Source organism: Nostoc sp. 106C (genome assembly GCF_002154725.1).
In the GTDB taxonomy this organism is placed as follows: domain Bacteria; phylum Cyanobacteriota; class Cyanobacteriia; order Cyanobacteriales; family Nostocaceae; genus Aulosira.
Map to the genome: position 1 here is coordinate 23,677 of NZ_MTAW01000138.1, position 25,020 is coordinate 48,696.

The window sequence follows — 25,020 nt, forward strand, 5'->3', positions numbered from 1 at the left end:
TTAAGTATGGCAACCATCGAAATTTTGGGCGTTTCACACGCATACGAGCTAACAGCTCCCACATCTTGCCCCCATACTTTAGTTTTTATTCACGGTTGGCTAAATAGCCGTGGATACTGGCAGCCTGTGATTTCCCGTCTGTCGGTAGATTTGCAGTGCCTATCTTATGATTTACGGGGTTTTGGTGAGTCCCAGTCCCAGCCAGATACCGAGTTGAGTCGAGCAGAAGTTTCTCTAAGTCTGGCTCGCAATTTCAGTAGTGGAGTTGACTCACCCTTCGATTCTATGTATACTCCATCTGCCTACGCTCAGGATTTAGTACTCCTGTTGCAACAGCTGCATATTACCAGTGCTTGGCTGATTGGCCACTCTTTGGGTGGCACGATCGCACTTTGGGCAGCAGAACAAATGCCCGATTGCGTTCAAGGAGTTATCTGCATCAATGCAGGCGGTGGCATTTATCTCAAAGAAGCCTTTGAGCAGTTCCGTTCGGCTGGTCAGCGATTTTTACAAATCCGTCCTCGCTGGTTATCTCAAATACCTTTAATTGATTTACTGTTTACTAGAACTAGTGTGGCGCGTCCCTTAGAGCGTTATTGGGCGCGTCAACGAGTGATCGATTTTGTCGTAGCCGATCCTGAAGCAGCCTTGGGAACACTCTTAGACTCTACAACTGAAGAAGAAATCAATCGTTTACCTCAACTGGTATCTCAACTCAAGCAGCCAGTTTATTTTTTAACAGGTACCCACGACAAAGTGATGGAACCTAAGTATGTGCGTCATTTAGCTAGCTTTCACCGACTGTTCCAATACAGTGGCGACAATGTAATTGAAATTCCTGATTGTGGACACTTAGCAATGTTAGAACAGCCAGATGCAGTTGCTAGCCATATCCGCTCAATTGTCAAGATTCAAGAGTCAATAGTCAGTGGTCAATAGGCACAAGTCTTTAATGACTAGTAACCCGATTGATACAGTTTCATCACCTGGGCAAGCGATAGCCTAGATTCGACGCCTAGAGTTAGAGGTGATGTATGCCCTCGTTCCAGATGGTCAGCGGCGGCGCAGGCAATCATGGCAGCATTATCGGTGCAAAATTTTAAGGGAGGGAAGAGGACGCGCAGGTTATTCTTGGCGGCAGATGCTTGTAAATGTTTTCTGAGTCCGCTGTTAGCCGCGACACCTCCACCTACAGCAATTGTACTTAGTCCATAATCAAGAGCACAGGCGATCGCTCTTTTCGTAAGCGATCGCGCTACTGTTTCTTGAAAGCTGGCTGCTACATCTGCTAAAGGAATTTCCGTGTTATTTTTCTCTAGCTGTTGCACTAACCGCAACACTGCTGTTTTCAACCCGCTAAAACTGCCGTCATAGCGATGATATCCTCCACCAGGTAAAGAAACTTTCCCCTCTGGCAAAGCAAAGGCTTGGGGATTACCTGCTTGTGCCAATTGATCAATGATCGGCCCTCCCGGATAACCTAGCTTTAACAGTCGCGCTATTTTATCAAAAGCTTCTCCCGCCGCATCATCACGAGTTTCACCTAAGGTTTCGTAATTACCACAATCTTTGACGTAAATCAAGCTTGTATGTCCGCCTGAAACTAGTAAGCTAAGAAAAGGGGGATCTAAACTTGGTTTGCTCAAGTAAGTTGCATAAATGTGCCCTTCGAGATGATGCACTCCCAAAAATGGTTTTTTTTGGATCATTGCTAAAGTTTTGGCCGCAGTTAACCCTACCAACAGCGCTCCTACAAGACCGGGGGCACAAGTTGCTGCAATGCCATCAATTTGCTCCCAGCTCATCTGGCTCTGCTCGAAAGCTTGAGCGATCGCCCAATTGATTGTTTCTAAATGTTGGCGAGATGCTACCTCTGGTACTACCCCGCCATACTGACGATGGATGGAGATTTGTGAAGCTATGATACTGCTGCACACTTGACGATTGTTAACAATTGCCACGGCAGTTTCATCACAGCTAGTTTCGATTGCTAAAACGGTTGCCATTGCTACAGGGGAGTAATAAATAATGGGACTTAAGCCCTGATTATTGGGTCTTGATGCTAAGTTCTCAGCCGTAAATTTTCTCAAATATTACGAAATTTTGCTGAACATTTGGAACTGAGAACTCAAAACTCGATCCAAACTAGGTTGAGAAGCTTTAACTTTTATTTACTTAAACTTTACTCGGTTCCCAGGCAAGAGTATGATGACTTGCTAGTTATGCAAATAAACACTGTACAAGCCGCTTCGTTTTGTACAAAAAACTTTTTGTTTTGTAATAAAAGGAAACAACTCCATGCGACGATTGTTTGCTTTGATTTTAGCGATTGGTCTTTGGTTCAACTTTGCCCCGCCCGCAAAAGCGCTGGGGGCTAATTTGACACCATGCGCAGACACTCCCGCTTTTCAAGAGCTAGCAAAAAATGCCCGTAATACTACCGCTGACCCAAATTCTGGGCAAAAGCGATTTGAGCGTTATTCTCAAGAATTTTGCGGACCTGAGGGTTATCCCCATTTGATTGTTGATGGTCGTCTCGATCGTGCAGGTGACTTCATAATTCCCAGTATTCTCTTCCTTTACATTGCTGGTTGGATCGGTTGGGTAGGCCGTTCCTATCTGCAAGCAGTCAAAAAAGCTCCTAACACCGAGCAAAAAGAAATCCAAATCGAGCTGGGTTTGGCGCTACCAATTATTGCTTCAGGCTTTGCTTGGCCTGCTGCTGCAATCAAAGAATTACTCTCAGGTGAATTAACAGCCAAGGATACAGAAATACCTGTTTCCCCACGCTAATTCATCAGTACTAATTAACTTGTTTTGGAGACTAAATTCATGGCAGATAAAGGCGACCAATCATCGTATTTAATTAAGTTTATTTCCACTGCACCAGTAGCAGCTACCATTTGGTTGACAATCACAGCAGGGATTTTGATTGAATTTAACCGCTTTTTCCCTGACCTACTTTTCCACCCACTGCCATAAGTAGAAGACGGTATTTTCACAAGCTGAATATGTTGTCTTCTGTCTAATGTTATGTAGTTATATTGTTCAACCTAGCTAGGTGAAAATATAGCTCAAATAGGCAGTACGAATAATTATTTTAAACTCGTACTTTCTTTACAGAGTACGAGTTTCTTTTTTGTAATTAGCTAAATTAATTTTTCTAAACTTCGCTGACAAAAAGCACCTTTAGCTACAATTATTATTAATAGAAAAATGCCACAATTCTAATTTAGAGGCGAACATAAAATATGGCGCAAGCAGTAGATGCATCCAAAAATCTTCCCAGCGATCCTAGAAATCGTGAGGTTGTTTTTCCCGCAAAGCGCGATCCTCAGATAGGCAACTTTGAAACGCCAATTAATTCTTCTCCCTTGGTGAAGTGGTTCATTAATAACTTGCCTGCCTATCGCCCTGGTATAACTCCTTTTAGACGCGGGCTAGAAATTGGTATGGCTCATGGTTACTGGATATTTGGTCCTTTTGCTAAATTAGGTCCCCTGCGTGATACACCTAATGCTAACTTAGCTGGATTACTGGCAGCTATCGGCTTGGTTGTCATTCTGACTGCCGGCTTATCCTTGTATGCTCACAGCAATCCTCCAAAAGCACTTGCTAGCGTTACTGCACCCAATCCTCCGGATGCTTTTACTAGCAATGAAGGCTGGAATAACTTTGCTAGTGCTTTCTTAATCGGTGGTATTGGTGGCGCAGTAGTTGCTTACTTTTTGACTATCAATTTGGCACTCATTCAAGGTTTAGTGGGTTAAATATATCTTCAACTGCCATTAATCTCTAAGTTCTACAAAGCTTCACTTGGTGATTAATGGCGAGTAAAAACGAGCCGTTCTTTACCAAAATAGAGCATAGTAGTACTTAACTTCTGGCAATTGCTAATTAGTGAACAGTAGCCAATCTGCTCAATACTAATTTATTGCTCGTTAATCAAGCAAAAATGGACACATAAAAAGCTGAGTTCTTTGTATGTGTCCTTATTTGTTTGGTCTTAAAAATAATTAAGCTTGGTACAAAAGGCTGAAAATCACCCAAACAAATCTGCTTCCAGGGCTTGTAAAGCAGTTTCAAAATCGTCATTAACGATTTGAACATCAAATTCATCTGCTGCTTTAACCTCTTCTTGGGCGCGGCGCAGACGACGGGCGATCGCTTCCTCAGAATCTTGTGCGCGCCCGCGTATCCGTTTCTCTAATTCATTAAAGGAAGGTGGCAAGATAAAGATGCTATGTGCACTAGGGAAAGAAGTGCGAATTTGTCTTGCCCCTTCTAGCTCAATTTCTAGTACAACCAATTTTCCAGACCCAACTTGGTTAAGTACAGCTTCACGGGGTGTACCGTAATAATTACCAGCAAATTCTGCCCACTCTAAGAATTCGCCTTGAGCAACCAATTGTTCAAACTTGCTACGACTAACAAAGTAGTAATTGTTGCCGTTAATTTCTCCTGGACGAGGAGAACGTGTGGTCATAGATACGGAGTAATACAGTTCCGGATGACGTTGCAACAATGCACGCAGTAAAGTGCCTTTGCCAACCCCACTGGGACCCGTTAAAACAATTAGCCGGCCGGAAGGCGGGCATTCTCTAGTAGTAGCACCACTCTGGATGGGTAGAACTTGCATCATCCGCTAAACCTGTGAATTAATCGATAGACATAGATTCATTAGTCTAGTATTTGTTAGCTGTGTAACTCTTGACTAAGGAATTTACAACACGGGTGACATAAAAGTTGTCTAATTCACATGTTACTGCTGATATGGTGTAAATAGGGTAGGGCCATTAGCCCATCCCTACTTAATTATCTACCACTTGATGCTCGCGAGAGATTACAAAGCGATTTGCTACAGTTTCTGGCTGAATCGCCGACAGAATTACATGGCTGGAATCGGTGATAATCACAGCCCTAGTACGACGACCGTAAGTTGCATCAATCAGTTGACCTCTGTCCCGGGCATCGGTAATGATCCGCTTAATCGGTGCAGACTCTGGACTGACAATGGCAACTACTCGGTTGGCAGATACGATGTTGCCAAAACCTATATTGATTAACTGAATTTCCATAAAAAAACTGATACCAAACGCGGTATGAGTAGTCAGTACATAATTATTTCCATGTTATCCCTAAAAATAGGAGTTACAACGCTTAAATGAACGCCAGCTTTAGTGTTTAAACAATAATTGCTTTTTTTAGCGATTTCTTAACCAATTTTACTGGAAATATTCCTTAAGACACATGCATATTTACCCTAGTACAAGTTATACGTAGACACTATTAATTATGAGTAAAAACAAAAAAGTGTAAGAGATAAATTTTAATTCTCTTACACCAAAGTTTTGAAAATAGCCCAAGAGCTTAATTTATAAGCTTTTTGAATTGTAAAATTTGAATTTTGAATTTTGCGCTGTGGTGGTCGTTTTCAGTTCTTGCCATCTTTGTCGTAGTAGCTGCAAGTTAGGAGTGTGACCACCATAACGCCAGCTTACATAGGCTTGGCAAATTTCATCTATTACCTGAGCATTTCCTGGTGAATAATGTTCATAGGCAACTCTGGCATACTCTAAAGGTGTTTGTGTTGGATGCTTGCCTAAACCTTTTTGGGCTGTCCATTGCAGCATTTGTTGATAAAGGCTTTCCATTGGTGATAATTTTCTCAACCACTGACGGTTCAGCCACACACGCCATTGCTCCCAACCCAACCAACAGAAGAAAGCCGTTGTAGTTGTCAAGATTAAACCAGTTAAGACACCTAGCCAACCTTGTGAGAATAAAGCAAAAAACCAAGCAATCGCTCTGGTAATCCAGGTAAATATTGTGCTAAACACATAATCGAGCCAACCTCGGATCGGAGAGGGGACCCATCCAGCTAGCCATTGCCAAAACTGGCGCAGGACGCTAAAAGTTTGTATATCTTCGATTGAAGGGGGTATCAGGGGATGATTAGGAATCGGGTCAAAAGCAAACCAGCCATATTTGGGGAAATAGACTTCCGTCATGGCATAGGCGTCAGTGTTACGCACAACATACAGCCCTGTGAAGGGATTGAACTCTCCCGGACTGAATCCTGCTACTAACCGTGCGGGGATGCCTATGGAACGCAGCATCATTGTCAGTACTGTAGAGAAGTGATCTGGGTAGCCTCCTTTATACTTGAATAAAAAAGCTTCTACCAGGTCTTCTTTTTCACTTAAATAAGGCAGATCAAAGGGATTTTCGGGAATAGAGTAGTTTTGCTTCAGGTATTGGGCTAGGTAGAGGGCCTTTTCATAAGGTGAATCTAGGGTTTTAGATGACTTTCCTACCCGTTCTCGATTGTAGTTAGCAAGGATTTCTTCGGTGCGTTGCCTAACCTTTTGCGCAATCGCTGGAGGAATTTGCAAATAATGTTTTTGAATCTGCTTTGGATATTTAGTAGAAGCTTGTCCTAAGGCTGTCCGATCGCGGTATGGTACTTCAGAAATTACTGTATAGGTGAGACCCTCTGATAATTCCACAGGCGATCGCAAGCCATTTTCCTGATCGACAGCAATCACTGGTGTGGGAAAATAAATTTCCTTGGGATAAGCCAGCGCTGGAATCAGGTTTGGTAAATCTGCTACTACTGTGTAAGTTTGTACCACCTGCTGGGTTTTTCCACTAATCGCAGGCGGGGCGAGAAAAATTTGGTAAGACCAAGGCGATCGCTTTAAGGTAAGAACATCATCATTGCGAGATACGTCCCATCCCTTACCTGTATAGCGATCGAATGCTAGAACTCGCCAAAAACCCTCTGCATGCGATCGCACTCGCATCACCACCTTGGGTTTCATGGCTCCTCGCAGATTTTGGTTAATTTGGCTATTAAAACCGTAATAAAAATTATTATCTATGTTTCCTGGTTTACCGTTTTTACTTTGTCCATCACCATTGCTACCACTGCCTTGATTTTTGGTATTACCTTGACGGACATAACCCGGATTAATAATACTACGCCCAGTAAAATTGCCTTTGACCGCAATCGCAGAACTTACAGGAAAGGTGCGTAATTGATAGCCTGGGAACCTGGGTAAAACGGCAAAAATTGCCAGTCCCAGTCCTACAATTAACGTGAACAGTAAAAAATAAAAAGGTAAAAGAGAAGACCATTTTTTCTCTTTTACCTTTTGCTTTTGAAAGTTTAACTTTTCTAAGCCGAGTCTTGAGCGGTAATCTAGGACTAGAGTAGGCAAAGCGATCGCTAAAAATAACAGCAGCACAGGCGCAAATGCTAAAGTTTGGCTCAGCGTTGCCGCCACACCTAGTAAAATTAACCCAATGACAATTGAATAGCCCAAGTCTTTACGACGGGGCATATCAAAGCTGTGGAGTACTTGAAGTTGAATCAATAACTCTGCCAAACCCAGCCGGGTATCATTTAATTCCCCTAATAACCGCCCAAAGAAAGCACCCAGTGCTATTAACATTCCTATGGCGATGCAAAATTTGACTGTAATATTGGTATTGCGGCGACTGCGGTTACTCCAAATTGCACCCATAATACTTACAGGAATAGCCCAAAGACTAAATTTAGTCTCGGCGGCAATATCCGTCGCCACAATTCCCATAATTACCAACGCTAGCACTAGCACCCGTAAGGAAATTGAATCTTCCACTTCCATTAAAGGCGACCCTTGCTTGTTTTGCCGCCAGTAGTAATGTCCTACAGGTAAACGCCAAAACTGATTGATCCTGGATAAGTTAAACATTTAAAGTACGAGCAAAGCGATGATATAGACGCTAAGGACATAATGCTGGGCATGGAAACCAACTACCTGACCTCCAGCTGCTACCCTACCCTACTCTATGAGAACGCCTTTAGCGAAGGGGAATTCCCTATATGGCATAGTAACCAACTGGCAATACGTCTATGTGAATCTACGCCTTTTGTGCTAGGTTCTACCAATCTAATGATTAGATTTGCGTCAGATCCTTCAATACCGCTTGTTGAAAAAAAGGATAAGTTTCAAAACCAGGATAATCTTTAATGATCTATTGGCGTTTATCAAACCAAGTGCTAGCAGTGATGGTTTAGCCTATGTGGGATTAATGACAAACAACAGCGGCTGTTGGTCTATTTCTGGAAAATCGACTTCTAAGGTATAAGTCTGGTTGAGTTGCCGACAGTGTAATTCTACACTTAAGCTTCCCGAATCCAAAGACTGTGCTACCGACTGAGTACCCTTGCCTCTAAGTGTCAAAATTCCTTTAGTGGGTAATTCACCTCGGACTCGCACCTTTCCCATCTGACCCTGAGACTGGTATTCTACTTTTAGGTTTAAAACACCGACACTAGTTAACCATTCTCTTTCGATCACCGGATTGGTTGGTGAAAGTGGTAGAGTCAGGTTATCTAAAAGTTGTTTCGCTGCTAACAGCGATAATGCCATTTGTTGACGTTCTTTTAGATCGGCGTAATCGCTCTGAATATTGGGGATTGTCTCCAGGGCATCTACAGACCGATAAGTACTTCTAAGTACTAATCCAGCAATGTCGTTTAGTGCTTGGCTATCGTTGGGAAACAATTCCTCGACTGCCTGAACTAACTTGGCACCCAAAGGTAGGGAAGATGTCAGCAATACTTGACACTTTTGCACTAATTGACGGAAAATGCTTTCCGGCAAGGCAATAGGCAAATTCAGCTTAGACTGTTGTGCCACCCATCCCCAAGTGGGAACTAATGCTATCGATTGCTCGTCGGCATAATCGGGATAGTCTATTAATTGGCTTTCCCAAGGAAATAAAGGCGGGTGGTTTTGAATCTGGATTTGTAAGCGACGTTTGAGGACGGATTGGAAACGTTCTTGCACAGTAGGAATTTCTCCCAGTTGAAAGGTTTGGGGCGTCCCTCCCGACTCTTGCTCACCACTTGTTGATGTGGTGGCTTGCTTGAGAGGGTTTTTTACCCCGTCAATTTCCTGACCATCTACCGAAGACAACTTAGAGGTGATGGCATCTTCTGCCAACACCCAACTAAGTAACTGGTGATGAAAGGATTCTGAGTCACTATTCATGAGTAGATGCACCTGATCCGGACACTAAAGAGTTACGAATTTCCCAAGCTTGTTCAAGAATCTTAAACCACCGTTTTTGCAATTGCGCCATAGACAAACCTAAAGTTTTAGCAATTTTTTCGTCGGGTTGTCCTTGTTGTTTCATGTTGAGTAGAGACCTTTGTTTATCGTCTAACTCCGCTGTGTATGCTTGCCACTGTTGGGGAGTCAAGCCTAGATTCGTAGGTAACGAAGCTTCTAACCATTCGTGAACTAATTCCCAACGATGCAACAAGGCAAACCGAATTAAATGATATTTAAAACGCTGCTGTAAGTAATCTCTCTGGCGAGGGGTTAAACCTAAAATTGACTCTATTTCCTGTGCTGAAAGATCTTGAAGGCGGAGGCTAAAGTAATCGGCACAGTCGTTTTGTTGTCGTTGTTCTAAATAATCTAATAATTCTGTAATTACGACAGAGCGCAACGTATCTTCTTCTGGTTCTGGTTCTGGTTGCGTTGCCATTGCCGAACGCAATTGTTGTACTGCTGGCTCTTCCCAAGAACCATCGGCTTCGTTGGCACTACCTTCTGCCGCTTGCTCAATGTCTACGCTGGTTTCTGGAGGTTGCTGTTGAGAGAAGGTTTGCGCTCGGAGAATAACTAATTGCTGTTGACGACCTGGTAAGGGTATCCGTCGCTTACCATAGCGTTCAGTAAATGCCATATACTCTGCCAATTCCAGAAGTGTCTGGGGGCGATAGGCGGCACCCATTTGATTTTCCCGGCGGAAAGCATTTAATGCCTCCAGATAAAAACTCTGTAGAAAATCTTCAATGATAGTCAGCCGCCCTTGATAACTCAATTGCTTCTGAGGAGGATTAATGTAACGGTAGATAATGGCACTCAAAGTGCTATGTAATTCTATCCTCCCCCGATTTGAACCCAGCTGATAGTACCTCAGGCACTGTTGCAGCCGATGACGGGCTAATGTTATTGCTGAGTTTTCCACAGCACCGGAAGCTTGGATACGTTTACTCTCGTTGCAAATCCGGTAGACTTCGGAGGCAATGCGTGTTGCCACATCATGGCAATTCTGTTCCGAAGCTTTGGTTGACTGTTGAAGCTCCTTGAATAGGAGTTGAAATATCACCTCCACGCCGATAGAATTTTCTCCCTGAATAGTTGCGGTTGCGGCTGAATTCATAGTCTCTGTTTTTAAAAGACCCTAACATACTTAAACACAACCTGTACGACTGTGGGTTTTGGCTTGATGAATTTTGCGTATAAGCTAAACAAAAGACGAACCCTCATTGAGGATTTGGCTTAATTTATTATTCCCAACTTTAGTGAGATTATTCTCACTTTGCTTTGATGTTATGGCCATTACCCAGGAGCCGTTGACAAGTCGTTATGGATTTAGAAGCACAAATTCAATTGTTGATTGATAATGCACCACACGATGGTATAACACCACAACTTGTTGCAGCAATTGCCCCTGCCATCAAGGCGATCGCTCATCAGTTACATTACCCTCAGTATTATATTCTCCAAAGCTTGGAGTCAGAGTGGGTTTTAACTACATTAAGCAACCGGGCAAATCCAGGATTAGAAAAACACGTTGTTTACGCATTTCCTAGCTTAAATGATGCCACACTTGCCTCATCCGCTGGAACTGACTCTCAAATCATAGCTACAGCTATTCCTGTGACTCACATTTTGTTCCAACTGATAGCACTAGAACCAGTAGATAGTATAGTTTTTTTTGAAAGTCCTGGCTTAACTACCAATGCAGTCGAGGTAGGGCGAACTGACCTGCAAAATCAGATTCAACAAAAACTACAACAAAATCCTTCACCAAAACAGGTACCACCTAATATTGCTTGAATGGCAGGGGGCATGGGGCATTGTCAGGAAATTAATCATCTATACTAGCTAGCCCCTAATCCCCAGCTCCTAATACAGCCGACTCAGTACATAGTCAGCCATGTTAATTAAAGCTTGATGAGATTCGGAGGCTGGTAGAACAGCAATATGTTCAGTTGCTACCTTAGCATGGTGAGCGGCTAATTCTCGCGCCCGCTGTATTCCTTGACTTTCTTGAATCAACAAGAGTGCTTGTTCTAAATCTCCTGCTTGGGCAAACTCTCGTTCAATCAGTACTTCTAAATATGGTTTTTCCTTTAAAGCGAATAAAACTGGTGCAGTAAGATTGCCACTTTTAAGATCAGACCCTACTGGTTTACCTAATGTATCTGTCGAACTTGTGAAATCTAAAATATCATCCACAATCTGGAATGCTAGACCAAGATGGCGTCCATAATTATACAAATGCTCAGCATTCTCCTGAGATACTTCGCTCAGTAAGCCCGCTGCTTTAGAACTGTTGGCAATTAATGAGGCAGTTTTGTAATAGCTCTTGTCTAGGTAAGTCTCGATCGAGGTGTTAGTATCAAAGCGATTCAGCCCTTGCTGGATTTCTCCAGCTGCCAAATCCATAATCACCTCTGAGAGCAGTTTTACCACTTCCAAATTGTCTAAGTTAGCCAAATACCAGGAAGATTGGGCGAAAAGAAAATCTCCTGCCAAAACGGCAATTCGGTTACCAAACAAACTATGGACAGTAGGAACACCACGTCGCATCTGGGATTCGTCTACTACATCATCATGCACCAAGCTTGCTGTGTGGATCATTTCTGTGATCTCCGCTAAGCGTCGGTGACGGGATGTAATGTCTTGTTCTAGCATTGTTGCTCGCGCTATCAGCAGAACGATAGCTGGTCTAATGCGCTTTCCCCCAGCTCCAAATAAATGTTCGGCGGCTGCATAAAGGATGGGGTGGCGATTTCCAACTAGCTGTTTGAGATTATCTGCTAGTATTCGCAGGTCTGCTTCCACAGGGGTAAACAGGGAGGTGGCTGGGGTCATGGATGGGCGGACTCTGGCTTAGGTTACGAAAGTTTACATATCCTTTACTCATTTTAAGATAACCCTGGGCCTGCGCAAAATTTTGATCGGCGAATCCCTCAATTTTCTAAGCCTGTACCGTCTTCATAATTAAAAAACCTGCTATTTTAGGCTATTAAAGTGTTTTTCAGAAAAAGTGTATTTCTTTGTGCCATACTAAAATTGCTGCTCGTAGCAAAAAACTGTATTTTTAGCTACTAAAAAAGTAATAATTCTATAAAACTTTGCCTTTAAGGTATGATATCAAATCCATTAACTCTCTAGACTTATGGTGTCAGTTATCTGCGTTTTTCTACCGAACTTTATGGTAATTACTTAAGTACTTAGGCTTTAAATTGGATACATAGTTATAATTAAGACTAGTAAAATATTTGCGAGATTAATGTTTCTGGTAGCTAAATATCTAATTTTTATAAATAATTAATCGTTAAAAATAAAGTAAAGTAGTCAATTTTATTACTAATGACGCAAATTTATATTTTTGATTCATAAAAAACAATAAGCACTAAGTATTATTTTAGCTAGATCGGTTTTTTCTATTTGGGTAAAGTCATTTAGAAAATTTAAAATTTAGCTACGAACTAGGCTTAAAAGTCATGAACGTTGTGTTACGCTTAGATCTAGGGATTTTAAATTTTTCAGATATTCACTCTTGAAGGGAAATCGCCTGTAGGTGATTATCCTTATAAGGAGTTGTAATTCAATAATTAGTCGCGGTTATGTCAAGGGAGTAATTCCTAATTTTTAGCTGCGACCTGCAAACCTTATAGGTTGGAGTTATACCCTACCCTCAAGGGAAACCGCTCGTTTTTGTATTACATTGAGCGTTGGTGTTACTCCCACATTGTGGTGTGTGCAGGAATAACGCGGACTAGGTAGACTACTGAGGAGCGCAGTTAAAAATTACTGTTTGTAATTTAGCTACTCTGCAATGTATAGTCTGCGACAAATTAAGTTAAACAATAATCCGTTGACCGTGGGGGTTATATCTCTACGGTGTAGTCTAGCATAGCAAACTACAGCCATCAAGAATTAGCTTGTTTGGTTGAAGTTTTGTTTAAGTTATGGAATTGCATATTCGTTTAGATAAAGGTGCTGCTAGAACAATGATTTACGAAAATATGCCTATGATGATTTTTATTTTAGCTGCTGGATATTTGTTTACAGTTTACCTACTATTAGCACTAGCAAAGCGAACAGGAAAAAACACTGATGCTACAGATATTTCTTTGGTAACTAAAGGAAACCACAAACAAGAGTTATCAGTAACACCGAAGGTGACTGAAGCAGTTAATAGTCAGTAGTCAACAGCCAAAGGCCAAAGCAGAGTATTTTGACTGTGTACTATTGACTCTTGACTATTTACTAATCACCCAACAAAGTCTTGTTGCAGGTGGGATGTTGTAGCTTCAGTAAAGCAAACTTCCTCAACCAGTGGAGTATAGCCCAACAACTGCAATCCTGATTGGGCAAACTGCTGTGCACAGCCGCTAACAGCAAAGCGAGTCGGCAATGGAGGATGGATATTTCGTAAACCTAGTAAGTCTAAATCTTGGGTACAAGCTGTCACAACATTAACAGCTGGATCAACAAGCTTTACCTGAGAGGGAAGGAGCGATCGCAGCACAGGTGCGAGGTGGGGATAATGGGTACAGCCATAGACTAAAGTGTCGATTTCTTGGTGTATTAACGGTTCAAGATAAGAGCGGGCTACTTCAATTGTGTAGGGGTCGTGGATGCGGTTTTGCTCAATTAGTGGTACAAATTCTGGACAACCCACTTGCCAAACTTGAACATTGGGATCGATTTCTAATATAGCTTGCTTATAAGCATTACTTTTGGCGGTTGCTGGTGTAGCAATCACACCAATCCGCTTACCTTGCTGTACTGCTGCCCTCGCTCCTGGGAGAATAACGCCGAGAATCGGGAGATTAAATTCTTCTCGAACTGTTTCTAGTGCTAGAGCAGAACTTGTATTGCAAGCCATAATGACCATTTTTACCTGCTGCTGTTGCAACCAGGTAAGAATTTCGCGCACAAACTGTAATATCTCTGCTTGTGAACGAATGCCATAAGGCAGTCGAGCTGTATCACCAAAATAAATAACTGATTCGTTAGGGAGTTGCCGATAAACTTGTCGCAGTACGGTTAAACCACCCACGCCACTATCAAAGATGCCAATAGGCGCACGTTGGGGTTCTTGATCCGAAAAATTATAAAGATTGCCTTCAAAGATGGAAGATGAATACACGGGCTGATATTGGTTGAGGTTTTTTGAATTAAGATACAGGATTTAGTAGCCAACTTGCTAAGACTTATAAATCCTGTACATAAAAGAAGTCTAAATATCACCTCTTTAACTAGTAATTTTTACTACATTTTTACCTTCTTTGTAAGTACTTGAGAATTCCATTAGCGATCGCTTCTGCCATCCGATTCTGGTATTCTCGGCTTGCTAATCTGGGATTGTCCTCCCGGCCTGTCATATAGCCTGTTTCCACCAAAATAGAAGGCATAGAACTTTTCCTGAGGACGTAGAATCTGGCTTTGCGTGTTCCTCGGTCTTTGATGGTACCGATACTATTGAGAATTGTATTGCGAACCACGTCAGCAAAATCGTGACCACTGTCGTAATAATATACTTCTAGCCCATTAACATCAGAGCGGTTATCAATTGAATTAGCGTGAACGCTAACAAACAAAGTTGCATTAACTCGCTCAGCTATATCTACACGTCCTTGAAGTTCTACAAAAAAGTCTGCATCCCGCGTCAGTACAGTCTGTACGCCATTTTTCTCTAAAATTCTGGCGATTTGAATACTAATAGGCAGAACAACATCCTTTTCTAGGAGTCCGCCTAGACCTGGTGCGCCAGAGTCTTTACCGCCATGTCCAGGGTCAATCACTACTAATAATTTGCCTCTGGGAACTACGGGGCGCTGTCCTACCTGCGGTAGAGTCCGAGGATTATCAGTGGGGTCTGGTAATTGTCCTTGGGTTGGTGGCAGCGGCGGTAAAGCAACAGGAGGTATTCTAGACGATGTGATTGGACGAGAGCGCTGTAATTGTAGAGCTATCAGCTGACTCCCAACTTGGTTGAGTTCGCCAATTTGTACTCCTGCGGCTGGTTGAACGAAGACAACCACAGTATTCGGTTCTTGCGGTTGCAGTCGTACCCGCAGAATCGGGCTAGTGGCATCTAAAGCAGGCCCGGTCACTCTAGGTGCTAACTTTGCATTAGGAATTGTAATCCGGAACAGACCAGAAGTCCTATCCCAACCTCCCTTAGCAGATAAAGCTTGATCGGCGCGAATTAACAATTGAGTACCATTGCCAGCGAGTTCAACAGCTTGAATGGTAGCTGGGGAGTCTGTAACAGATGTTCTGGGGGGCTGATTATTATCTCCAGGCAATCGCACCACACCACTATTGGGCAGAACTACGAATCCACCAACACTACTAATACTTGCCCGCCAGTCAGGACTGTTGCTGTCTACTCGTAACGTCATCCGCACCACTGGTGGTTGTGTTTGTAATTGGCTAAATAGGATGCGATTGACTCCATAGCGATTAATCAACACATCTCGTTGCTCTAATTTTGGTGATAGCGATGCACCAGCAATGTCGATATTAATTGCCCTTTGGTCATCAGTCCGATTGACCTGGATTTTCGGGTTACCACCACTGGTGCGGATGAAAAACCCATCCCCTGTCACTCGTAAATTCTCAATTTGAGTTGCCCCGTCTGTGGTATTAATTGCAGTTCTGTTATTAGTAGGGGTAACAGTACCAGTTTTGACTACGTTGTAAACGTTTCTTGGGGGAAATAGTGTTGGAGATGTTGTAGAAGGGACTACCGTTCTTGGCACTTCTTTTTGTGGTCTATTAGCATCAGCTAAGGTGGCGACCTCCTCAACTTTTGGATTAGGCAATTTGACTGCCCAGCGGCTAGCAGTAATGCCTGTAAATTTTACTTGCTGAGGGTCTAAGGTATAACCAGGAGTAAGTTCAACGACTATGCGAGTTGTTTCTTGGTCAAATTGTCCAACACGAATCGAGCGAATTGCTCCACCCACTGGTTGCGTCACCTGGGGACGACCAAATACAGTTTGTGGTAAATCAATTACCAACCGGGTAGGGTTGAAGATGAGTTGTGCCTTTGGTTGTACAGCACCCGCAGTGTTAATTTCCAGTCGGTTTTGATTGGGATCAAAACGCCAAGATTCCAGTCTCGCTGCAAAAGCTGGCGACGACAGTATGAAGATAGTTCCAAAAGTACCGGGTAGTAACCAGTGTAGTTTCACAGTCCATTCTCCTGATTTGCATTCATGGGAGCCGTTAAGCTTTCAAAATATTGGTAAATCCTCACACCGTCACCGCCCAAACTTTAGCTTTAATGCAGCAAAAGCACTTCGCGCTTGGATAAAGACACAGCTAATGGCGTAAAATCTTAGCATGTACCTGTAATTTTGCCATGCTGTTAGCGCTGCGAATTTTAACGTGCAAAGCATCAGGGTACACCAAAAAAACATAACTAGAATTAACCTGACTCAATCAATTTTCGTTAATGACATTGCAATCAACTAAAAATTGATTTTAATCTGATTTGATTGCTAATAATTAATGCACCGAGTATAAAAATGTAACTACTGCCAATTGTTATGCTCAGGCTGGTGACAGCTACTCTTTAATATTTAGAAAAATATTTATGGATAGGTGTGTCGAGCAGTACAGATGAGACTAATTGCCCTTAAAAAAGAATCGACGTTTAAGGATTGTTTAGCATGACTGTCTTGAAAATAGGGAATAAAGCACAGGAAATTAGGGTATAGCATCTTAATTCTCTTGTTTGATTGTAGGAATTTTCCTTGATTAGCTGTCTTGAAGAGCAGGCAAAGTCTACGAAGAAGAAAACAGAAGGGATAAATATTTTTATCAATTTGTTCTGTGCGAAGCCCATGCAGATTTGCCTAGAAACAAAGGCATAAGGAAAGAGAAGATTTTCCCCCCTTTCTCGTGTATGCGGTTCATAGCTACTTAGTTTTATAAAAATTGGTGCCATTTAGTGTAAGTACTCAACTTTTTTACTTCTTTTCTTATCTTTGTTTGAGGTAATAAAGGATACCGCGAGCGATCGCTGCCGCCATTTGATTTTGATAACTAGGGTTTGTAAATTAACAATATCCTCCTGACCAGTTAAATAGCTGATTTCCCCGAGAATCGCATAAAAGGCTCGCCTCACTCCTCCTGGGGTTATGACATTCAAACTTTGAAGAATGCTGTGATCCACAATGCGAGTTAGACCTAAACCACTGTCGTAATCATACGCTGCTAATCTACTGACATCAGGATGACCTGCCCCTACTGAATTACCATAAATGCTGACAAAATACATTAGCCTTAGCTCTTGCTGCCATATTGCCTCGCTCTTACTAATTGACAAAATAATCAAAATTTCGTGTCATAATCACTTGCACACCATTTTGCTCCAAAATCTCTGCCACCCTGGTACTTACCTACTTAACTAATACCAATGCCCCAGGTTCTTTGTCGCCGCGTCCAAAGTTAATCATGACTACCATTCGCCCATTTTTGGGCTGAGGAAAATTTTTGAGATGTTTTAGAGGTGGCATAAAAAGTTTATGGTAGCAAAGCCAAAAAATTGCTTATCTGGTATAGGGTATAATCTTACACGTTAATTTCACTGACTATGTTGTTAGCGTCTAGAACTTCGATCTAAAAAGCATTAGATAAAGACCATAAAGGCTAACTAGAATTAATCTTAACTAGTCAATCTTCGTCACTAAAAGTGGACTTAGTCAGGAATTTAATTGGAGTTGTGCGATCGCTGGTAATCGATACCCCATGTCTTAAGTTCTAATTGCTGTCAATAGATGTGGTTAGGCTGGCAAGTGCTAATTCCTAATTGCTAGACCAATGACTAAAGTAAGATGAGAAAAAGGATAAAACCTGGAAACTGATAACATTCTGAATGCTGATTGTAATGAGAAAAAATTAAAATTTACAGTCTTAGGGGACGGATATTTGGCACTGGAAGTTTCCTATGTTCATAGAAAAATCTCCAGATGGCTCGGAAAATACTGACACAGAATGCTATGTAGCCAACACTCATAGCAATATTTAACAACAAATACTTCGGGTACTCTACCCTATGGCAACGCCAAGGGCGAACGGTAAGCCTTACTCTCCAAGTCCAAGGGAAAGCCAAGGGCGAATCAGTTTCCCTTGGAAGTTTGCTGGTGCTTGGGTTGGGCTAACTGGCAGTTCCTTCGTAGGGGAACGCTTACCCTAGCCTTCGGCAACCCCTTTGGGGAACGGGAACGGCTCCGCCGAACAGTGAACAGGTAAAGCTTGTAACTCGCTACTGCTGACACCAGTCGCATAGGTTAGGAAACCCACCTTTAGCGGTGGACTTACTGCCACGGAGTAGCTCCCCAATAATACTGCTTCATATAGGTCTACGTAAGCGATCGCTGAGTTCTGAATAATTCCTACTCAGAACTCAGTCTTAATCTACCTTAAGAAGCAATCAACAGAGTGTTTCTACTTAAGATCTAAAATTAACTTTCCTGGGAATCGGCTCCTGATTCCAGACTACTAGGATCATTTAATTTTGAGACAAGCAACTGAGGTGTTTCTATTGTCAACGATGAAGCCGCAGCGCCGTCTAAAATGAGTTGCTCTGAGTCTGTTGCCACGATATTCGTTTCTGGAAATACAAACCGTAACAAAGGAGGAGCTAAAAAGGTTGTCAAGATTACCATCATGATAATTGCTGCGCCCAGTGGTTTGGTGAGCGCACCACTAGCAGCACCAACACCAGCAAATACCAATCCGACTTCACCTCTGGGAATCATCCCCACACCAATCGCCAAACGGTTGATTTGTGGTTGACCAAACACCGTTAAGCCTGTGATAACTTTACCAAGTATGGCTACTACAATCAGGAAAGATGCCATAACTAGACCTTCCCGATTGCTAGGAATTGCTGGGTTCAATACTCCTAAATCAGTTTTTGCCCCAACAGCAACAAAGAAAATCGGCACCAACATATCAGCAATAGGAATAACTTGCTTTTGCAGTTCTTTGCGCTTATCTGTCTCTTCCAAGACTAAACCAGCGGCAAAAGCTCCTAGAATTGCTTCTAACTGAATAACAGCAGCTAGATATGCCATAACAAAGGCAAACACGAATGCTGGTATTACCAACTCACCCCTCGTTTTGAGGCGATCCACAATTGCGACAAAGGTCTTATTGAAAACATTGCCGAGTAAAATCGCACCTAATAGGAAAGTAGTGGCACTGATTATTAGATAAATGACTTTAGTGACATCTACTTCGCCATCTTTAGCCAAGCTAGCAACCACTGCTAGAACAATGATTCCTAGTACGTCATCAATTACGGCAGCACCGAGAATAATTTGCCCTTCTTTAGAATTGAGACGCCCTAATTCTGAGAGCACCTTAGAAGTGATACCAATGCTAGTAGCAGTTAAAGCTGCCCCAGCAAAAATTGCAGGTATAGCACCAACACCAAACAAAGTCATCAACCCAATAGTACCTGCTGCAAAGGGTGCGACTACCCCTACTACTGCCACGATAGTAGCTTGGATGCCAACTGCCATTAAGTCTTTTAAGTTCGACTCCAAACCTATTTCAAACAGCAGGATAATTACTCCCAGTTCTGATAAAACAGAAATTACTTCTGATTGCGCTCTAAAAACGCCATCAGCAGCTTGTGGACTTAACCCAGCAGTGTTCTGCAAGAATGAAATAATCAAAGAACTAGAACTATCCGTACCACCTTCTGGAAACACCAAAAGGTGTAAAACAGAGATACCGATAATTACGCCACCTACGAGTTCGCCTAATACAGGCGGCAAACCCACCCGATTTGATAACTCTCCACCAACTTTGCTAGCGAGGTAAATTACCACTAAGCTCAGCAGCACTGCTGCGACTACCATTGAGCTATCTGCGGTGTCTGTTGTGCTTGCCAGCAGAGGAAAAGAGAAGTTGATTGCATCTATAAACTGCATTGGTTCTGTGAAAATCCATCTCTTTATTTTTACCTTTTTCTAACAGAAGGCTCCTATTATTCTGCAAGATTAACGGAACGGGAAGAAATACTTAGCGATGGATACTTCATCCCTTTGCAAAAAGCAATTAAGGAATTGAAAATTTTAATTCCTATTCCTTTCTAAATCAGAGTCCGAATAATATGAGATTCAATTTTCAGTAGCTTAATCTGCCATCAAGAATCTCTACAGACTTTGAGGTGCTATTTTAAGTTTCAAAAAATGTAACCATTCCAGCTTTTGAAAATAGCAGTGTCACAGTGGAAATACACAACTCGTATCTATTTAATTCATGAGAATTGTGCAAATCTCTTGGTGGCGGTTAACTATTAACAGTTGATCGTTAAATGTGGATTGTTTAGATATGCTTGATGACGAACATTCGTAGATAATTGTCCGAGGAGTGCAAATCTTATGTATAGAGCCGCTTTATCCGGTTCTCAGTTTCGTATTGGCAAATTTTGGAAAACTTTGCCTTTAGCCTTGCTGGTATGTGTGACTTTTATTCAGCCTAGCTTGGCACAAGAAAAAGAAAAATTATCGCATACACTTACCGTCAGTGGTCGTGGTATGGAAACAATTCCTACTACTCTGTCTCTAGTTAATTTAGGAGTGGAAATTCAGGGTAAAACAGCACAGGAGGTACAACAAGAAGCAGCTCGTAGGTCATCAGCTGTGGTTGCTCTACTCAAGAGCCGTAATGTAGAGAAGTTACAAACCACAGGTATCCATCTCAACCCCGTTTATAGCTATACCAATAATGTGCAGCGAATTACTGGGTATGCGGCTAGTAACACCGTTAGTTTTCGCATCGCCACAGAGAAAGCTGGTACGCTTTTGGATGAAGCTGTGAAAGCTGGTGCTACGCAAATTAACAGTGTTACTTTTGTGGCTACTGATGAGGCGATCGCAGCCGCCCAAAAACAAGCACTCAAAGAAGCTACTCAAGACGCGCAAGCACAAGCAGAAGCTGTTTTTAGTGCTTTGGGCTTGAAGTCTAAAGAAGTGGTAAATATTCAAGTTAATGCTGCTAGTGCTCCGCCGCCACCACCTGTATTGATGCGTACTGAAGCTATGAAGGTGAGCAATGCGGATGTGTCTACCCCAGTAGTTGGCGGCGAACAGCAAGTAGAAGCATCGGTGACGTTGCAGATAAGTTATTAGTTCTTAGCCATTAGTCATTTGTCTTTTGTAAAACTAATGACTAATGGCCAATGACAAATTAAAAGTTTTCTGGTGAAAAATCCCCCGCTCCTCCGTCTCCATCACGCTTGGAACCTAGTAAATCAAGCTGGTCTACTTGGATAACTGGTGATGAACGAGTGACTCCAGAGTTGCGATCGCTCCAGGTATCAAACTTCAAGGAACCTTTGACGGCTATTTGCCTCCCTTTGCGCACATAGTTACCGGCTACCTCTGCCGTCTTTCCCCACAGTTCTAAATTGAACCAATCGGTATGCTCCCCTTCTTTAGTGCGTCGATTAACAGCTAGTGTTAATCTGCACTTAACACTACCAGACTCAAAATACTTTATCTCTGGGTCGTTGCCCACACGACCAATTAGGGTGACAACATTGATGCTCATGTGCGTTACCTTTCAGTACATACGTACTCATTTATTCAGAATTCCATCATAGCGAATTGTGGAACTGTTGAAAATATGTTAAAGATTGAGCAATATACTTGCAACTAAAAATGATACAAATTACTTGGGATAAAGTAGAAAACTATACGGATATACTGAGTTAGTCAGAGAAGATTAGAAATTAGTGGACTGAGATGTAGTAAAGATTCTCAAAAGTTATCTAAAAAAATAGCCTGCTTTACTGGACTCAGGATCAAAAACGTAATAGAATCCAGCACGATTAACTCTTACCGTTGTAGTCATCAAATATCGCAAATAGGGGGCGTAGGACGCGTGGGTTTTTTTAGGAACTTTCGCTCATCGTGGGATATGGGTATCGACCTCGGTACTGCTAATACCCTCGTTTATGTATCTGGTAAAGGTATTGTACTCCAAGAACCTTCGGTAGTTGCCATCGATCAAAACGAAAAGATCGCACTGGCAGTAGGAGAAGATGCCAAAAAAATGCTCGGTCGCACACCTGGAAATGTGGTTGCCCTCCGGCCTTTGCGTGATGGGGTAATCGCTGACTTTGATACAGCTGAGCTGATGTTAAAAAGCTTTATTCAACGTGTTAATGAGGGCAGATCTCTAATTTTACCCCGAATTGTCATTGGGATTCCCAGCGGCGTTACAGGGGTAGAAAGACGGGCTGTAATGGATGCGGCTACCCAAGCGGGAGCCAGAGAGGTTTATTTAATTGATGAACCAGTAGCTGCGGCAATTGGTGCAGGCCTGCCAGTTGCTGAACCCACTGGCAACATGATTATCGATATTGGTGGTGGTACAACAGAAGTTGCAGTACTCAGCCTTCAAGGTACGGTAATCAGCGAATCAGTACGCATTGCTGGTGATGAACTTACCGAAGCCATCCTGCAATACATGAAGAAAGTTCATAACTTGGTGATTGGGGAACGTACTGCTGAGGATATCAAGATTCGGATTGGCTCTGCCTATCCCACTAATGATGATAGTGACGCAATCATGGAAGTTCGAGGCTTGCATCTGCTTTCTGGTTTGCCACGAACTGTCACTATCAAAGGTCCCGAAATTCGTGAAAGTATGATTGAACCTCTATCAGTAATTATAGAAGCGGTGAAGCGGACACTAGAACGCACACCTCCTGAACTAGCAGCAGACATTATTGATAGGGGGATTATGCTCGCTGGTGGTGGTGCTTTGCTTAAAGGCATAGATACTTTAATTAGTCATGAGACAGGTATTGTCACCCATATTGCTGCGGATCCTTTAAGTTGTGTGGTGTTGGGAACAGGTCGTGTGTTGGAGAATTTCAAACAACTGGAACGCGTATTCAGCGGTCGTTCTCGTAATATGTAGCAAAAATATCGGGTAGTGAATGGTAAACACTGAGAATTCACTATCTGATATTGGGTTTTATATAAATAGAACCTCAAAATTCACAAACTATTAAAAATATAAAAATTAAGGTATGGATAGATGGTTTTATCACGTCGTTGGTGGGATCGGAAAAGCCTACAGATTGGATTAATAGCACTAGTGTTAGGTAGTGCTTGGGTATTGCGACAAACCCAGGGTACGCTTCTGCTAGAGATGTACCAAGGAATTACTCGTCCATTACAAATGTTGCAAGCAGGGCCAACACCTGAAGAACGACTCAGAGATGCTCGAACATTAGAGTTGCAAGCACGTATAGTAGACCTGCAAACTCAAAATCAAAAGTTACAAAACTTATTAGGTTATGTAGAAAAAGAGCCAATTTCATCGCGTCCAGTTCCAGCACGGGTACTGGGACGTAGTGCTGACCACTGGTGGCAGCAAATCACCTTAGATCGTGGTGCGAATTCAGGAATTAAAGAAGGCTTTATAGTCAAGGCAGAAGGCGGATTAGTAGGTTTAGTAGAGAGTGTAACTCCTAATACTAGCCGCGTGTTACTCATCAGTGACCTTAAGAGTCAAGTGGGTGTAACAATTAGTCGCACATCAGCCAAAGGCGTTTTACGAGGAGATTCTTCGGCTGAAGCTGTGTTGGAATTTTATGAAAAAGTGCCCAATGTGAAGGTCGGTGATTTTGTTACGACATCAACTTACAGTCAGAAGTTTCCTTCTGGTTTAGCAGTAGGCAGAATTAAATCTCTAGATTTAAAGAAGCTTCCTGCATCCGTTGCCAAAGTGGAATTATTCCCACCAATTCGGTCATTAGATTGGGTGGGTGTATACCCAAAACCAGAAAACCCAATCCCAGAGGTAGAAAATCCCCAGCCAACAAATTCACAACCGTAAAAGTCTAACTAAATTCCCCACAACTCTTGCAACACCATGAAGATTCCTGCTTTTACTGGTCGCCGTCAAAAAAAGTCAAAATCACCAGCGCGGAAAGCCAAAATCCAAATCCCACCTATTGCGCGTTGGCATCCGCGCACGCGTCAGTTTGTGGATTGGACAGTGACAGTTGGGTCTGTGTTGTTATGTTTGCTGATGTTGCCATCCCGCTTACCTGGTATGGAATTATTGGGAATTGGGCCTAACTGGTTGTTAATTTGGGTAGTGGCTTGGAGTGTCAAACGCACAGTTTGGTCTGGGGCATTTGCAGGTATAGTTCTGGGTCTACTTCAGGATGCCATGACTTCACCCAGCCCTACTCATGCCTTGTCGCTGGGAATAGTAGGGATGTTGACTGGTCTAATTGAGAAGCAACGTTTTATCGAGGAAGACTTTATTTCGATTGCGTTAATTGTCTTTGCAATGGCGTTAGTCGCAGAGACTATTTTTGGTTTGGAGTTGAGCTTAATGGGCGATCGCAAAACCGAATACATTTGGACATATTATCAGCGTGTCGCTTTAGCTTCTGCTATCCTCAGCAGTCTTTGGGCACCAGTAGTTTACTATCCCCTGAATCGTTGGTGGCAGGAAATGAAATTGTTTGAGCAATCTTAAATTTGCTTGGCCAAGTAGTTTACAGATGTAGCCGGGATTAGGGAAAACACCATTTTGCAATTAAATAAACCAAGATAAGGGCACAACATTGTTGTGCCCTTATAATTATTCAGCAACGTTCAGGTTTTGATGTGCAATGTTCGTGCTTTTAGCTTCAAGTTTCGCCTTCTGAACTAGAAAATACTCGTTTTGAAGTGCAAGGTTCATGCTTTTAGCTTCAAGTTTCGCCTTCTGAACTCAAATGATGCAGCTTTGAAGACTTCCAATTAAGAAAATGCCCAAATCGTAGGGGCACGATACCGATATAAATGTCTGTTTTACCAAAAGTTTTTGGATGCCGTGCTCCTACAGACCGGATAATTCATGTTTTGGTCTTCCTTTATAATCGGAACCT

24 protein-coding genes are annotated in these 25,020 nt (G+C 42.4%); 11 read left to right on the plus strand and 13 right to left on the minus strand.

Annotated elements, in window-relative coordinates; genetic code table 11:
* Positions 1-6: 6 nt before the first annotated feature.
* Entirely contained in the window at positions 7-939 is a 933-nt protein-coding gene (locus BV375_RS21270) for an alpha/beta hydrolase (protein WP_086763973.1), read from the plus strand.
* Positions 940-956: 17 nt separating this feature from the next.
* Here the strand turns inward: BV375_RS21270 and tsaD are convergent, their stop codons facing one another.
* Complete coding sequence (tsaD, locus tag BV375_RS21275) at positions 957-2,006, minus strand: tRNA (adenosine(37)-N6)-threonylcarbamoyltransferase complex transferase subunit TsaD (RefSeq protein ID WP_086763974.1); 1,050 nt, start codon at positions 2,004-2,006, stop codon at positions 957-959.
* Between the two features lie 292 nt (positions 2,007-2,298).
* Here tsaD and BV375_RS21280 point away from each other — a divergent pair, with 292 nt between their 5' ends.
* From BV375_RS21280 to BV375_RS21290, 3 genes are all read left to right on the plus strand, one after another.
* Positions 2,299-2,793, plus strand: a complete 495-nt coding sequence (locus BV375_RS21280) for a Photosystem I reaction center subunit III (RefSeq protein ID WP_086763975.1) — start codon at positions 2,299-2,301, stop codon at positions 2,791-2,793.
* A gap of 39 nt (positions 2,794-2,832) precedes the next feature.
* On the plus strand, positions 2,833-2,982 hold the full coding sequence (gene psaJ / locus BV375_RS21285; RefSeq protein ID WP_012410218.1) for a photosystem I reaction center subunit IX: 150 nt from the start codon (positions 2,833-2,835) through the stop codon (positions 2,980-2,982).
* Between the two features lie 269 nt (positions 2,983-3,251).
* A complete protein-coding gene (locus BV375_RS21290) occupies positions 3,252-3,770 on the plus strand; it encodes a photosystem I reaction center protein subunit XI (RefSeq protein WP_086688028.1) in 519 nt (172 codons plus the stop codon).
* A 272-nt stretch (positions 3,771-4,042) separates the two neighbouring features.
* Here the strand turns inward: BV375_RS21290 and gmk are convergent, their stop codons facing one another.
* The 5 genes from gmk to hetZ all read right to left on the minus strand — a co-directional run bounded on the left by gmk (position 4,043) and on the right by hetZ (position 10,227).
* Positions 4,043-4,642, minus strand: a complete 600-nt coding sequence (gene gmk, locus BV375_RS21295) for a guanylate kinase (protein ID WP_086763976.1) — start codon at positions 4,640-4,642, stop codon at positions 4,043-4,045.
* Positions 4,643-4,811: 169 nt separating this feature from the next.
* Positions 4,812-5,078, minus strand: a complete 267-nt coding sequence (locus BV375_RS21300) for a DUF370 domain-containing protein (protein WP_086688026.1) — start codon at positions 5,076-5,078, stop codon at positions 4,812-4,814.
* Between the two features lie 297 nt (positions 5,079-5,375).
* The gene (locus BV375_RS21305) at positions 5,376-7,739 is read right to left on the minus strand and encodes a DUF3488 and DUF4129 domain-containing transglutaminase family protein (protein ID WP_208099160.1); all 2,364 of its coding nucleotides are present in this window, start codon (positions 7,737-7,739) and stop codon (positions 5,376-5,378) included.
* 327 nt (positions 7,740-8,066) lie between these two features.
* Entirely contained in the window at positions 8,067-9,044 is a 978-nt protein-coding gene (locus BV375_RS21315) for a PatU (RefSeq protein WP_086763978.1), read from the minus strand.
* Positions 9,037-10,227 carry a heterocyst differentiation protein HetZ gene (gene hetZ / locus BV375_RS21320; protein ID WP_086763980.1) on the minus strand — a complete coding sequence of 397 codons (1,191 nt, stop codon included), beginning with the start codon at positions 10,225-10,227 and terminating at the stop codon, positions 9,037-9,039. The genes BV375_RS21315 and hetZ overlap by 8 nt, the downstream gene beginning before the upstream one ends.
* A 206-nt stretch (positions 10,228-10,433) precedes the next feature.
* Between hetZ and BV375_RS21325 the strand changes: the two genes are divergently transcribed.
* Positions 10,434-10,907, plus strand: a complete 474-nt coding sequence (locus BV375_RS21325) for a hypothetical protein (protein ID WP_086763982.1) — start codon at positions 10,434-10,436, stop codon at positions 10,905-10,907.
* Between the two features lie 69 nt (positions 10,908-10,976).
* Here BV375_RS21325 and sds read toward each other — a convergent pair whose 3' ends face one another.
* Positions 10,977-11,948, minus strand: coding sequence for a solanesyl diphosphate synthase (gene sds, locus BV375_RS21330; protein WP_086763984.1), 972 nt, complete (start codon positions 11,946-11,948; stop codon positions 10,977-10,979).
* A 1,145-nt stretch (positions 11,949-13,093) separates the two neighbouring features.
* Here sds and BV375_RS21335 point away from each other — a divergent pair.
* A complete protein-coding gene (locus BV375_RS21335; RefSeq protein ID WP_208095976.1) occupies positions 13,094-13,291 on the plus strand; it encodes a hypothetical protein in 198 nt (65 codons plus the stop codon).
* Between the two features lie 65 nt (positions 13,292-13,356).
* On the opposite strand, the gene murI is transcribed toward BV375_RS21335, so the two are convergent.
* From murI to BV375_RS21350, 3 genes are all read right to left on the minus strand, one after another.
* Positions 13,357-14,238, minus strand: coding sequence for a glutamate racemase (murI, locus tag BV375_RS21340; protein ID WP_086763988.1), 882 nt, complete (start codon positions 14,236-14,238; stop codon positions 13,357-13,359).
* Between the two features lie 130 nt (positions 14,239-14,368).
* Positions 14,369-16,291 (minus strand): N-acetylmuramoyl-L-alanine amidase, encoded by a 1,923-nt coding sequence (locus tag BV375_RS21345; protein WP_086763990.1) that lies wholly within the window; start codon positions 16,289-16,291, stop codon positions 14,369-14,371.
* A gap of 758 nt (positions 16,292-17,049) precedes the next feature.
* The gene (locus tag BV375_RS21350; protein WP_086763992.1) at positions 17,050-17,382 is read right to left on the minus strand and encodes a hypothetical protein; all 333 of its coding nucleotides are present in this window, start codon (positions 17,380-17,382) and stop codon (positions 17,050-17,052) included.
* A 777-nt stretch (positions 17,383-18,159) separates the two neighbouring features.
* Here BV375_RS21350 and BV375_RS37050 point away from each other — a divergent pair.
* On the plus strand, positions 18,160-18,300 hold the full coding sequence (locus BV375_RS37050) for a hypothetical protein (RefSeq protein ID WP_166507495.1): 141 nt from the start codon (positions 18,160-18,162) through the stop codon (positions 18,298-18,300).
* On the opposite strand, the gene BV375_RS38800 is transcribed toward BV375_RS37050, so the two are convergent.
* A complete protein-coding gene (locus BV375_RS38800) occupies positions 18,297-18,431 on the minus strand; it encodes a hypothetical protein (protein ID WP_279432950.1) in 135 nt (44 codons plus the stop codon). The genes BV375_RS37050 and BV375_RS38800 overlap by 4 nt on opposite strands.
* 137 nt (positions 18,432-18,568) lie before the next feature.
* Entirely contained in the window at positions 18,569-20,047 is a 1,479-nt protein-coding gene (locus BV375_RS21355) for a cation:proton antiporter (protein WP_086763994.1), read from the minus strand.
* Positions 20,048-20,500: 453 nt separating this feature from the next.
* On the opposite strand from BV375_RS21355, the gene BV375_RS21360 reads away from it, so the two are divergent.
* The gene (locus BV375_RS21360) at positions 20,501-21,250 is read left to right on the plus strand and encodes an SIMPL domain-containing protein (protein WP_086763996.1); all 750 of its coding nucleotides are present in this window, start codon (positions 20,501-20,503) and stop codon (positions 21,248-21,250) included.
* Positions 21,251-21,308: 58 nt separating this feature from the next.
* On the opposite strand, the gene BV375_RS21365 is transcribed toward BV375_RS21360, so the two are convergent.
* Positions 21,309-21,671 carry a single-stranded DNA-binding protein gene (locus tag BV375_RS21365; protein ID WP_086763998.1) on the minus strand — a complete coding sequence of 121 codons (363 nt, stop codon included), beginning with the start codon at positions 21,669-21,671 and terminating at the stop codon, positions 21,309-21,311.
* A gap of 369 nt (positions 21,672-22,040) precedes the next feature.
* Here BV375_RS21365 and BV375_RS21370 point away from each other — a divergent pair, with 369 nt between their 5' ends.
* The 3 genes from BV375_RS21370 (at position 22,041) to mreD (ending at position 24,626) form a co-directional block, all read left to right on the plus strand.
* A complete protein-coding gene (locus BV375_RS21370) occupies positions 22,041-23,048 on the plus strand; it encodes a rod shape-determining protein (RefSeq protein WP_086764000.1) in 1,008 nt (335 codons plus the stop codon).
* A gap of 120 nt (positions 23,049-23,168) precedes the next feature.
* Positions 23,169-23,972: a rod shape-determining protein MreC gene (gene mreC, locus BV375_RS21375; RefSeq protein WP_086764002.1), complete on the plus strand. Its 804-nt coding sequence runs from the start codon at positions 23,169-23,171 to the stop codon at positions 23,970-23,972.
* Between the two features lie 36 nt (positions 23,973-24,008).
* Positions 24,009-24,626, plus strand: coding sequence for a rod shape-determining protein MreD (gene mreD, locus BV375_RS21380; protein WP_086764004.1), 618 nt, complete (start codon positions 24,009-24,011; stop codon positions 24,624-24,626).
* Positions 24,627-25,020 lie beyond the last annotated feature (394 nt).